Genomic DNA, 12,974 nt, shown 5'->3' on the forward strand with positions numbered 1-12,974 from the left:
GGAACGCTACGGGTTTAGTGTTTTTATTGAAAAAATACTAAACCCGTAAATCTCTTGCTCTTAAAATATAAATCAAACTACTCCAAGGCATCCCTTTATTCCCCTCTGCTGATATTCTATTTTTTAGTAACATCTGTTAACTTATTTCTTGATGGCATAACAAACAACTAAAATTTATATTTAGAGATTTTTGGCTTCGTGGTTAATTATTTTTATTGCTCCGCCGATAGATTTTTGCATGTGATTATCGGTCTAATTTTATTCTAGATTCATGCGCGGGTTTGTTTTTTATAAAACAAGTTTCTTTTTTTTAAAACGTTGGTTTGTTTTTATATGGTTATGTATATAGCAGGCGGTTCTTTCTGGTTTAGGATTGCGTTATCGCTGGTATTTATGAATGACAAGCTTAGTTTTATCCTTTAAGTTTTTATTCTATTTAAATTTCATTTATGGCTGTTGGTATAAGGCCTGTCGTCCAATTCACTTCCAGATAAGCGCTAGTTTTAATCCACTCTTATATGATCTATGTAAGTCCTTCACTTTGTATCTTGGAATCATTTAATCGCGCAGTTTTCTGTAATCATCGAAAAGTTAAGATGAACCATAAGTGTTTGATGAGCTAAAAATTCCGTTTTTCGCAATACTTACGTCGGATAAGTTCATCTAATCGAGTTTTGAGTATGATAGGTATTTGTTGCTAGCACTCTGCTGTCAGTACAAAATTAGAAATTATTTACTCGGTAAATACCTGTTCTAAGAGCGAATTTGGAATAGCTTCAGTTTTTCGGTTTAGTTGTCATAGTTGTACTAAATTTAAAGTGTTGTTTTATTACCACAAATAAAAATAACCATAATTGTCTATTTTGTCAAAATAGTTTCTTATTGAAACGTTGTTCTAAAAATATTTGATCAGATTCAAAAAATATACAAAAAATCGTTTTAAATTAAATCGTGGATCACATAGTTGTCTGAGTAAATATTTTTTTAAGGTGCTTCCATATATTGTATTTGTATTGCTAAATGCAACTCATCGATAAGGAAATATTAATGAACAAAAGATTTGTACTCTCTGTTTTAGCTGCATCTATCGGCCTTGCCGGTTGTGGTAGTGACGACGATAGCGCCAGCCGTATCGTGGTTGAGCCTGCTGTTGATAATTGTAAAGATATGGATAATTTATATTTTTGTGACGGCTTCTCAACGGATAACATGGCAACTAATTGGAAAGTATTGGCGGTTGAGGGAGCAAATGATGGTACCGCAGCCGGTACATTTGATATCCCAGCGAACAAAGGCTATTTACGTTATAACGCAGGTGGTAAGGGGGGGGAGATCCTACTTGCTAGTGATGCTGCAATGGCTGATGTTCCATCAGGTAACTATTTTGTGGAAGCGAAAATTCGTCCTCGTCAAAATGGTACCACAGCCAATAAACAAATTTTCTTAATGGGCCGTTACGACAGCGAAGGCAACTGGTTTGGCGGTGGCTTGAATGTGCAAAACTCTCCTTCGAGTACTCAAGTTGAAGCGGTTATAAGTACCGACGGATCGATTAGCCGGCCAGTACAGTCTAAAAGACCGATTGCCTTAGGAACTAGAAATACTGACAGTGAAACCTTTGAAGACGGTACTTGGTATGTGACTCGATTTGAAATGATCGACAATCATCTTAGCGTATATTTGGACGGTGAGTTTATCGGTACAACCGATAGTGATAAGTATCAGTCTACTGGTAAGTTTGGTCTCTTTACGAATAACCGCGCCTTTGAAATCGATTATATTAAGGTAGGTGACCCAACAATCAAACCAGTACAATTGACTTTAGATTATATGTCGACAGCTTGGGAGAACGCCGTTGCAGGGGGAGACCCGTTGGTGGTTAATGTTACAGCTGTACAAAGCGATGGAACTACCGAAGATACTTATGAGGTTTCGTCTAGTGACGAAGATGTTGTGCTGGTAAACGAAGTCAATGGTCAGGTGACCATTGAGCCTATGGCCGAAGGTACTGCGGTGATTACCTTTATCTCAGGTTCGGATGCTGATTTAACCAAGTCTATTGCAGTGACCGTTAATCGCGCATTTGTAATGCCAACAGCTGATTATGGTGATTTGAGTGGTAAATTGATGCCAGCAATCGATAGCACGGAGCAATTTATTGATGGCCAACTTTCTATCACTTTTGATGATGATATAACTTTAGGTGAGATTGGCGAAATCCGTATTTATAAAAACGGTACAACCACTGATCCCGTCGACACGATTAAAGCAATGAATGAGCTGAATGTTCTTGGTTACGAGGGACAGGATAAACGCCGAGTGGTTAACTTTAATCCTTTAAGTGTGGGTGACGATGGTAAGACTTTAAAGATCGCATTGCACGACGGCGTACTCGATTACGGCACAAGCTATTATGTGGTAATTGGCGAAGGGCTGGTTAAAGGCTCTAAATTGAACGGAAATAACTTTGTCGGCCTCGGCGCGAATAGTAATTGGAAGTTCACAACAAAGAGTGCTCCTGCAACTGGTGCAGATGTCACAGTCGGTCCTACTGGTCAGTTTGCCTCTGTTCAAGGGGCGTTAACTTACTTAATGAAGAACGTCGATAAGAATGCAGCCAAAACAGTTACCGTTCAAGAAGGGACCTATGAAGGGCTATTGTTCCTCCGCAGCGTGAATAATGTCACTATCAAAGGTGCTGGTAAAGACAAGACTTTCATTCAATACGATAACTATGACACCTTAAACGGCGGTGGTGGTAAGAGCTCTGCAGGCACTTCTTCAGCCGAAGGTGGACGTGCGGTATTCTTGGTCGAAACCGTGGATAATCTCGTGCTGGAAGATCTTACTCTGAAGAATACCCATGTACGCTCAAGTGCATACTCTAACCAAGCTGAAACCATTTACTTCAATAGTCCATACCGTTTAATCGCGAAAAACGCTAACTTTATTAGTGAGCAAGACACATTGTTATTGAAGGGATACACTTGGTTCTACAATACGCTGGTGGCTGGTAATGTCGATTTTATTTGGGGTTACAGTGTCGCTTCTGTGTTTGAAAATAGCGAAATCCGTACTTTAGGGGATTCAAAATCTGGCGTTGAGGTCGAAACCTCGGGTGGTTACGTATTACAGGCTCGTACGGCAAATGAAGGCGATCCTGGATTTGTATTTATTAATAGTAAATTTACCAGTGGCGTAGGCCCTGTTGGTAATACTGTGAAAGATGGTTCAACCTATTTTGCACGGAGTAGCGGTAAATCGAATGCCTACGATAATGTAGTCTTGATTAACAGCCAAGTAGGTCCACATATCGCAGATATTGGGTGGGCAGGTAAAGATGTGAACGGTCAACCTGCGCCGAAACCAGCATCAGCAACATCTGGCTGGAGAGAGTACGCAAGTCAGGATCTGACAGGTAATGCACTTGATGTAACAAAACGCGAAAGTGGTATTGTGCTGAGTGCTGAAGAAGCGGCACCTTATTTAACTCGTGATAAAGTATTTGCTAGCTATAACGATGGATCTGGTTGGAAACCTCAACCTTAAGCTAAGTTGATTGAGAGGAAGATAATGTTGTTTGCCTCCGGCTTGTCCGGAGGCTTTTTTTGTCTGGCTCGTTATACAATTTGTTGCTCTAGGCTGTGGGATTGTTTTGGCTCTAAGTCGATGGTTGTTTGGGTGAGGGCTGTTTCGATACAGATAAACTGTGTTGAGTACTGTTGGATGTCGACCATATTGCTTGCCAGTTCAGTGCCTGGATTCCAGACCACGACCGAATTATGACCGCGGTGATGAATGTTGACCAAACCGTAAGATGAGTCGAGTCGAGTCGTTGCTTCTGGCTGTAAATAAATTCGGTCGGTTCGGGGTGCTAAAGAGAATGGTTCTGTGACCGTAACATTTTGGCGAGTGACTGAATCAAAATAATGATCGCCCAAACCAGTAATCTGTAGTTTAGCCACATCTGCGCAAAAATAGCTGTGTAGCGCGCCATTAAAACTAAATATTTGCTCGCTGTTATTGGTCGTTGTTAATTGAATACTGGCTTGTTGATTCAGAACATACTCACACTTCAAGTCGATAAGGGGATCTAAACGGCTATTCAAACGGAATATTAGTTTACATTGTTGTTCAGTGGTGTCTATTTCTTCCAGGTGCCAGTCATTGATCCTTGCATATCCGTGCCCCGGCAGACTTGGATTTGAATCGCCAAAACTAGGCCAGCAAATGGGCACGCCACCACGAATAGCGCTACCAGGCTCGAACTTAGTGATTGGACTGAGCCAGAGTTTTTCTTGTCCAAGATTTGGACGAAAACTAAGTAATTGTGCTCCTTGCTGGGAAATGAGCGCTTTCACCTTAGGATGGTCAACCCAATAAAATAACATCCCAGCGGTGTTCATGACTTCGAAGACGGCATTATCGATTTGTTTTACAACCTGTAAGTTCAATCGTTCAAGAATCATTATTTGTTCTCCCCAAAAAAAAAGCGACCCGAAGGGTCGCCTTTGAAAATTTAGTTACAGTTCTTATTTTGAAATGTGAGTAATTAAATCAAGAACTTTGTTTGAGTAACCGATTTCGTTATCGTACCAAGATACAACTTTAACGAATTTGTCAGTTAGGGCAACACCAGCCGTTGCGTCAAATACTGAAGTCTGAGTCTCACCAATGAAGTCTTGAGAAACAACTGCATCTTCAGTGTAACCAAGTACGCCAGCCATTTCGCCTTCAGAAGCGGCTTTCATTGCTGCACAAATTTCTTCGTAGCTTGCTGCTTCTTTAAGGTTAACTGTTAAGTCAACAACAGAAACGTTAGCAGTTGGTACGCGGAAAGCCATACCAGTTAATTTGCCGTTTAACTCAGGAAGAACAACACCTACTGCTTTCGCTGCACCAGTTGAAGAAGGGATGATGTTTTGAGAAGCACCACGGCCACCACGCCAGTCTTTCGCTGAAGGACCGTCTACAGTTTTCTGAGTTGCAGTGGTTGCGTGAACAGTGGTCATAAGACCAGATTCGATGCCCCACTTGTCGTTTAATACTTTAGCAATCGGTGCTAAACAGTTGGTTGTACAAGAAGCGTTAGAAACGATGTCTTGGCCAGCGTAAGACTCTTGGTTTACGCCCATTACGAACATAGGCGTTGCGTCTTTAGAAGGACCAGTTAAAACTACTTTTTTCGCACCAGCGGTGATGTGTTTACGAGCAGTTTCGTCAGTTAGGAAGATACCAGTTGCTTCAGCAACTACATCAACACCAATTGCGTCCCATTTAAGATCTTCAGGGTTACGCTCTGCAGTTACACGAACAACATTACCGTTTACGACTAGGTTACCGTCAACGACTTCTACGCTACCGTTGAAACGGCCGTGAGTTGAATCGTATTTTAGCATGTAAGCCATGTAATCAACGTCGATTAAATCGTTGATGCCTACAACTTCAAGGTTGCTGCGCTCAACAGAAGCACGGAATACGAAACGTCCAATACGGCCAAAACCGTTAATACCAACTTTAATTGTCATAGTGATACCTAATGTTCCTAGTTGTTAGAAGATGTATAATTTGGTTGTAAACTTACAACATTCTGAAATTTCTTCAAGTCGAATCGACAATTAATTTGCGCGATATCAATTAATGATTTAAAAATGACCAAGCCTACTTTCCAAATAGGAAGTATTGGGTGAGTCGTTAAAAAAAACAACCTAAATAGCCTAATCTCAGATAAAATAAATAAAGCGAATGTTGTGCTAGATCGATAAATCGAGCTTTAGGATGAGTACAATACAGACGCAAAAAAATAATAATTAGTTAGATACAAAGCAATAACTTGGGAAATGTTATGTCAGATCAAATCATTGAACAGTTGGTAAAGCTTCGCGGCATAGAAACCAACTACGTTGACGCTTGGGGGAATCCGACTCAGGTCGTGCCTGAAAGCAAAGTAAAATTATTAAAAGCACTGGGTTACCCTGTAGATGATGCAGAGCAATTAGCGCAAAGGTATGAAGAGGATGTATTAAATTACTGGCAGCAGCTTATGCCTACCGTTAAAGTCGTGAGAGTCGCACAGCAATACCCTCTAGAGATTAGAGTTCCAATTGAGTTGGCTAACAAAACTTTTAGTTGGAAACTAGAAACGGAACAAGGTGAGGCGTTTAAAGGCCAAGTTGTCCCCGTCGATGGTGAACTAGTTGAAGCGCATGCGATTCACGATGTTGAGTATCAGACTTACATCGTTCTTTTAACGATTGAGCTTCCGATTGGCTATCACCATTTGAGTTTGGCGTTGAAAGGAGGGCGCAAAGTTCTTGCTGAAACCCGTTATATCGTTGCGCCCCAAGCGGCTTATATTCAACCAGAAATTGCTTCTGGGAAAAAAATATGGGGGCCAAGCGTCCAGTTATATTGTTTACGTAGTGAAACAAACTGGGGTATTGGTGATTTTTCTGATCTCAAATTGTTAGTGAAAAACATCGCAGCTAGTGGTGGTGACTTTGTTGGATTAAATCCTATCCATTCTCTTTATCCAGCTAACCCAGAGGCTGCAAGCCCCTATAGTCCCTCTTCTCGTCGCTGGCTAAACATCGTTTATATCGATGTAGAAGCGATTGCTGAGTTTGCAAACTCAGAGGCAGTGGCTTTGGTCGAGAGTTCGGTTTTCCAGAATCGTTTACAGCAACTTCGTAAAAGTGAATGGGTTGATTACACTGGTGTTACCGAAGCGAAACTTGAAGCTTTGAGATTGGTTTTTAAACAATTTCAAACCATTCAAAAAGGTCGTAGTAAAAGGGCAAATGCATTTCGGTCTTTCATTAAGGAAGGTGGAGAAAGTTTAGCCGCTCAAGCCACCTATGACGCCTTGCAGGAACATTTGTATAATAATATCGGTAATGCCTGGGGTTGGCAGGCTTGGCCAGATGAATATAAAGAGTATCACTTGCCAGGTGTCGCTCAGTGGGTGAGCGAAAATCAAGATGCAGTGGATTTTTATCTATGGCTGCAATGGTTAGCTGATGAGCAACTTGCCGAAGTTGATGCTGTGGCGAAGGCTTCGGGAATGGTGATGGGACTTTACCGCGATTTAGCCGTTGGTGTGAGTGAGGGAAGTGTTGAAATTTGGGCAAACGGTGATCTATATAGTTTAGATGCCAGTGTTGGCGCGCCACCCGATATCCTTGGACCTTTGGGGCAAAAATGGGGTCTTCCTCCTATGGATCCAGCAGTGCTCGAAGCACAAGCTTATCAACCCATGATTGACCTATTCCGTTCTAATATGCGCTCCTGTGGATCTTTACGTATCGATCATGCAATGGCTTTATTGCGACTTTGGTTGGTGCCTGTAGAAGATTCTGCCGATAAGGGTGCATATATTTATTATCCGATCCAAGATCTGTTAGGTATTCTTGCCTTAGAAAGTCACCGTAATCAATGTTTGATCATTGGTGAAGATTTGGGCACCGTTCCTGATGGAATTTTTGAAATCTTACAAGAAAATGGGGTTCACTCTTACCGAATTTTCTTCTTTGAACAAGCTGCTGATGGCGGCTATATTTCGCCGTCTCATTATCCAAGCCAAGCAATGGCCGCGGTGACCACTCATGATATGCCGACTTTACGCGGTTTCTGGCATTGTGATGATTTGGCATTAGGTCGTGAATTGGGGATTTACCCCGATGAAGCAGTGTTACAAAGTCTTTATCAAAGCCGTCATGACAACAAACAGAAGTTACTTGATTCACTGCATGGGCATCACAGTATTCCTGATTATATTTCTCGTGATGTGAATTGGGTCGGAATGGACCGTGGATTGAATTACGGTATTCAAGTTCATATGGCGAAAGGAAGTTGTAATTTACTTTCAGTTCAATTGGAAGACTGGATGGAAATGGATAAACCGGTGAATGTTCCAGGTACATCTAGCGAATATCCCAACTGGCGCCGGAAATTAACTTGGAATTTAGCGGACTTGTTTGGTAATGATGATGTACAACATTTAATGCAGCAACTCACTGACGCTCGCCTTAAAGCCAGTTAAGTTTTGTGTTATATATCATCAAGCGCTCTTTGGAGCGCTTTTTTTTTGCTTATGAAAATGCTTTCGATCTCACTTTAGTGGTCATTTATGCAGAAAAGCAAGGTGACTTGCGCTAACCTAAGCTTAACTTAGTAAATTGTCATATTCTCAGGATCTTAAGGTGAGTAAATAATGAAACGATCTTTGTCTTCTCAGGTTTCTCGGTTAGTTCAACAGTTGTCTAATGTTCGCTTAAAAGAGCCATTTAGTGTGCTTGGTTTAAATCAAGATAAAAATAAATCAGGGCTGGTTTTAAGAGCTTGGCAACCAGATGCTACAGCGATTACGGTTAAATCTTTATCGGGAGAAATCTTAGGTTCAATGCAACAACTCGCTAAGCAGGGGTTGTTTGAGTTGAAGTTCGACACTGAGCAACGTTTCAACTACTGCCTCGAAGTTGATTATGGCAAACACACTCTCGCAGTTATCGATCCCTATCAGTTCACAGAAGAGGCCTATGAGGGATTAGCAACTATGTCCCATGCGCCTGAAAATATTTATCAGGTACTTGGGGCCCAAGTCAAAAGTTTAGTGGTAGACGGCGTATCAGTGAATGGGGTGCGTTTTGCGGTATATGCACCAAGCGCCTTTAGTGTGAGCTTGATTGGTGATTTCAATCAATGGGATGGGCGTCGCATGCCGATGCAGCGTTCTTTAGATGGTCACTGGGTATTATTTGTTCCGGGTTTGGCGGCAGGAACTAAATATAAATATGAACTTAAAGATCTACACGGGAACAGCTTGCCGCATAAAACTGATCCTGTCGGTTTTTACGCGGAGCAATATCCGTCTTTTGCTTCGGTGGTGTGGGATCATAGCCAATATCAATGGAACGACCAAGCTTGGATTGAATCACAGCTGAATGACAAACTTACCCAGCCAATGAGCATCTATGAAGTGCATTTGGGATCTTGGAAACGAAAAGTTGAAGGGCAAGAAAATCAGTATCTTAGTTATCGTGAATTGGCTGTCGAACTCGTTAATTACATTAAGGAGATGGGTTACACCCACATTGAGATATTACCAATCTCTGAGTTCCCTTTCGATGGATCTTGGGGATACCAGCCAATTGGCTTGTTTGCACCCACGAGTCGTTTCGGTAATCCAGATGATTTAAAATATTTGATTGATCAATGTCATCAGCATGGTATCGGTGTGATTGTTGATTGGGTACCTGCACATTTTCCGAGTGATTCCCATGGATTAGCTAAATTTGATGGTACGGCTTTATATGAGTATGAAGATCCCCGTCGTGGTTGGCATAATGATTGGAACTCTTACATTTATGACTTTGGACGCGATACCGTTCGTCAATTTTTAGTGGCGAGTGCCTTAATTTGGTTGGATAAATTTCATGTCGATGGTTTACGCGTTGACGCTGTGGCATCGATGTTATATTGGGATTATTCACGGGAAGAAGGTGAGTGGGTACCAAATGTTGACGGTGGTAATCATAACTATGAAGCAATCAGTCTTCTAAAATGGTTTAACGAAGAGGTATACCGCCAGTATCCACATGCGATGACGATTGCTGAGGAGTCAACTGCTTTTGCTGGCGTTTCTCGTCCAACCTTTACCGGTGGCCTTGGTTTTGGGTTTAAGTGGAATATGGGTTGGATGCATGACTCCCTGACCTATATGCAAAAAGACCCTGCCTTTAGAAAATATCACCACAGTGAAATTACCTTTGCGATGGTGTACAACTACGATGAAAACTTCGTATTACCGATTTCTCATGATGAAGTTGTTCATGGTAAGGGCTCATTGATTGGTAAAATGCCAGGTGATGAGTGGCAGCAAGCGGCAAATTTACGCGCGTATACTGCGTTTATGTTTGCCCACCCTGGCAAAAAACTCAATTTCATGGGGACCGAATTTGCGCAGTCAAGTGAATGGAATCATGACACGAGTCTAGAATGGAACGTCTTGAAATACCCTAAACATCAAGGTCAACAAGCACTGGTTAAACAACTGAATACCGTCTATCGCAGTCATGCTGCTATGTATGAAGGTGACTATGATACCCAAGGATTTACTTGGATAGATTTAGATGACTGGGAAAACAGCATTCTAGCATTTCAGCGTAATGCGTTAAGTTCTCAAGAAAGCTTGTTTGTTGTGTGTAATTTTACACCAGTCCCTCGAGATGGTTATCGTCTGGGTGTGCCAGAGCAAGGTAGCTATCGGATTATCCTTAATACCGACTCAGAGCTGTATTGGGGAGGGAATTATGATGCAGGCATAGAGTTCCAAAGTGAGGCGATTACTGGCCATGGTCGAGAAAATTCCATCATATTAAACTTGCCTCCGTTGGCAACATTGTATTTAATCAAAATAGATTAGTTTTTGACAAGCCCCCTTGTAACACGAGGGGGGAAGTAAGGTTCGCATGTCTATAAAAAGTCAACTTCAAGCACTACCCATTCGGCTGAGTGCAGAGCAAGTCTCACCTGGCTGTAGTTTTCCCCTTGGGGCAAGCCTTGATCAAAATGGCTGTAATTTTTCAATTAACGTGGGTGATGCCAAACACGTTGAATTGTGCCTATTTGACTCGGATGAAAACGAGATATCACGGATTGTATTACCGAGTAAGCAGGGAGGGATAAGGTTTGGTCACATCGCAGGAATTAAAGCGGGTCAGTATTACGGATATCGAGTATTCGGAACTTATCAACCTGAACACGGTTGTTGGTACGATCCCCGCAAGTTAATTCTAGACCCCTATGCTAAAGCGATTTCTCGGCCTTTGATTTGGGATGCAAAGGCCTATCAAGAGGATGATGTGACAATGATTCCGAAGTGTATTGTTGTCGACGACGACTTTGATTGGCAAGGAGTCGGTAAACCCAATATCCCACGCCATGAAACTATTTTATATGAGACCCACGTTCGAGGCTTTAGTCAATTAAAACCGGACGTAGATCCAGAATTACAGGGGCGTTATTTGGGGTTGGTGAGTGCCCCAAGCATTGAGCATTTTAAAAACTTGGGCATTACCAGTATTCAATTAATGCCTATCGCAGCATTTATGTCTGAGCCTCGCTTGAAAGCTTTAGGTTTGAGTAACTACTGGGGATATAACCCGATTTTATTTATGGCCGCGGAGCCGCGTTATGCAGCAAATGATGCCTTAGTTGAATTTAAAACCATGGTCCGTGAATTTCATCGCCATGGTTTAGAAGTGATTTTGGATGTGGTGTTTAACCACACAGCAGAATCGGGTGCGGATGGGCCAACGTTGTGTTATCGCGGACTTGATAACAAAAGGTATTATTTATTTGAGCAGATTGGTGACAGCCCTAATTATAGTCAGTATACGAATAATACTGGTTGTGGGAATAGTGTGAGTTTAGATCACCCCATTGGACTGCGCTTAGTGCTTGATAGCTTGCGTTATTGGGTAGATGTTATGCAAGTCGATGGCTTCCGGTTCGACTTAGCGGTTAGCCTGGGCCGAGAAAATAATCATTTTAGTAGTCATGCTGCATTCTTCAAAGCGATCGCACAAGACCCCATTTTGTCTCAAGCTAAGTTAATCGCTGAGCCTTGGGATATTGGTCAAGATGGATATCAATTAGGTCGCTTCCCTGAGCGTTGGATGGAATGTAACGATCGATTTCGTGATACTTGTCGAGCATTTTGGAAAGGAGAGCACGGTTTGCTCGGCCAGATGGTTACTCGAATGATGGGCTCAAGAGATATGTTTCTTGCTAGCCGAAGAAGTATCCATAGCAGTGTTAATTATATTTGTTACCACGACGGTTTTACTTTAGAAGATTTAGTGAGCTACGAGCAACGTCACAATTATGCGAATGGCGAAGAGAATCGGGATGGACATGGGCATAATATTTCAGCAAATAACGGTGTTGAAGGCGTAACTGAAAATAAGAAAGTCTTGGCATTACGTCGTAAACAGAAACGAAATTTATTGGCGACCCTGATGCTTTCTCAAGGCGTTCCTCATTTTCTTGGTGGGGATGAATTGGGCCGCACCCAGCAAGGAAATAATAATGCTTATTGTCAAAATAATAAGATTAGTTGGTTTGATTGGACCTTGGATAGTGCGCAGCAACAGTTTTTGGATTTTACGCAGAAGCTGATTAAATTACGTAAGCGTTGTCCGTTATTTAATCATTTGCAATTGGAAAATGATAGTTACGAGAAATCCCATTATAGGCACCATAGTGTTCGTTGGTATCGACATGATGGTTTACACATGCGCCAAGAAGACTGGCATGATGCCCACGCATGGTCGGTTGCAGTGGAATTACGTTCTGTTCGAGACCCGAAAGAACGTTGGTTTTGGATCATTAATGCCTGTGATCACCCCATTGATTTCACCATTCCGAATGTAGAAAGTAGTTTTATTTGGGTGCAACAAATGGACACAGCCACTGATAATGCTATTTATTCGAAGAAACTTATTGCCCCCGACAGCCTTAAGTTAAGTGCCAACTCCATGTTACTATTAGAACAAATTCCTTCATGAGTCATCGTGTTTTGTTTAAAGAAGAGCAGGAGTGGCAACAGCTACTTGATCAATTAACTTTCCAAGTCACAAGAAAAGGGGCGACCGAACGTCCGTTTAGTGGCAAGTTATTACATAACAAAGAACAGGGCAGTTATGCTTGTGTTTGTTGTCAACAGGTGTTATTTCAATCTGACGCAAAATTTGATTCTGGTTGTGGCTGGCCGAGTTTTGATCGTGTTTCTGACCATCAAGCAATTAAGTTTATAAGTGACAAAAGTCATAATATGGAACGGGTAGAAGTGCGTTGCCAAGCTTGTGATGCTCATTTGGGCCACGTATTTAATGATGGCCCAACGGAAACTGGCGAGCGCTATTGCATTAATTCGGTAGCGCTCGACTTTAAGGCCAAATAGACGGAGAAGT

General features: G+C 41.9%; 7 protein-coding genes. 5 read left to right on the forward strand and 2 right to left on the reverse strand.

What is annotated here, in order from left to right:
* Nucleotides 1-1,047 precede the first annotated feature (1,047 nt).
* Nucleotides 1,048-3,549, forward strand: a complete 2,502-nt coding sequence (locus ACRRS0_RS10825; RefSeq protein ID WP_432453203.1) for a pectinesterase family protein — start codon at nucleotides 1,048-1,050, stop codon at nucleotides 3,547-3,549.
* 71 nt (nucleotides 3,550-3,620) lie between these two features.
* Here the strand turns inward: ACRRS0_RS10825 and ACRRS0_RS10830 are convergent, their stop codons facing one another.
* Together ACRRS0_RS10830 and gap are read right to left on the reverse strand one after the other, a co-directional pair.
* Entirely contained in the window at nucleotides 3,621-4,469 is an 849-nt protein-coding gene (locus ACRRS0_RS10830) for a D-hexose-6-phosphate mutarotase (RefSeq protein WP_432453202.1), read from the reverse strand.
* A gap of 63 nt (nucleotides 4,470-4,532) precedes the next feature.
* A complete protein-coding gene (gene gap / locus ACRRS0_RS10835) occupies nucleotides 4,533-5,528 on the reverse strand; it encodes a type I glyceraldehyde-3-phosphate dehydrogenase (RefSeq protein WP_432453201.1) in 996 nt (331 codons plus the stop codon).
* Nucleotides 5,529-5,845: 317 nt separating this feature from the next.
* Between gap and malQ the strand changes: the two genes are divergently transcribed.
* From malQ to msrB, 4 genes are all read left to right on the forward strand, one after another.
* Complete coding sequence (gene malQ, locus ACRRS0_RS10840; RefSeq protein WP_432453200.1) at nucleotides 5,846-8,041, forward strand: 4-alpha-glucanotransferase; 2,196 nt, start codon at nucleotides 5,846-5,848, stop codon at nucleotides 8,039-8,041.
* A gap of 171 nt (nucleotides 8,042-8,212) precedes the next feature.
* Complete coding sequence (glgB, locus tag ACRRS0_RS10845; protein WP_432453199.1) at nucleotides 8,213-10,423, forward strand: 1,4-alpha-glucan branching protein GlgB; 2,211 nt, start codon at nucleotides 8,213-8,215, stop codon at nucleotides 10,421-10,423.
* Nucleotides 10,424-10,469: 46 nt separating this feature from the next.
* Nucleotides 10,470-12,569: a glycogen debranching protein GlgX gene (gene glgX, locus ACRRS0_RS10850; protein WP_432453198.1), complete on the forward strand. Its 2,100-nt coding sequence runs from the start codon at nucleotides 10,470-10,472 to the stop codon at nucleotides 12,567-12,569.
* On the forward strand, nucleotides 12,566-12,964 hold the full coding sequence (msrB, locus tag ACRRS0_RS10855) for a peptide-methionine (R)-S-oxide reductase MsrB (protein ID WP_432453197.1): 399 nt from the start codon (nucleotides 12,566-12,568) through the stop codon (nucleotides 12,962-12,964). Before glgX ends, msrB begins: the two co-directional genes overlap by 4 nt.
* The last annotated feature ends 10 nt before the right edge of the window (nucleotides 12,965-12,974 follow it).

Origin of the sequence: Agarivorans sp. QJM3NY_29 (genome assembly GCF_050870835.2) — a bacterium.
Taxonomy (GTDB): Bacteria; Pseudomonadota; Gammaproteobacteria; order Enterobacterales; family Celerinatantimonadaceae; genus Agarivorans.

Coding starts and splice junctions, on each gene's coding strand:
- malQ (WP_432453200.1), top strand. CDS start 5,846: ATGTCAGATCAAATCATTGAACAGTTGGTAAAGCTTCGCGGCATAGAA.
- ACRRS0_RS10830 (WP_432453202.1), bottom strand. CDS start 4,469: ATGATTCTTGAACGATTGAACTTACAGGTTGTAAAACAAATCGATAAT.
- glgX (WP_432453198.1), top strand. CDS start 10,470: ATGTCTATAAAAAGTCAACTTCAAGCACTACCCATTCGGCTGAGTGCA.
- glgB (WP_432453199.1), top strand. CDS start 8,213: ATGAAACGATCTTTGTCTTCTCAGGTTTCTCGGTTAGTTCAACAGTTG.
- msrB (WP_432453197.1), top strand. CDS start 12,566: ATGAGTCATCGTGTTTTGTTTAAAGAAGAGCAGGAGTGGCAACAGCTA.
- gap (WP_432453201.1), bottom strand. CDS start 5,528: ATGACAATTAAAGTTGGTATTAACGGTTTTGGCCGTATTGGACGTTTC.
- ACRRS0_RS10825 (WP_432453203.1), top strand. CDS start 1,048: ATGAACAAAAGATTTGTACTCTCTGTTTTAGCTGCATCTATCGGCCTT.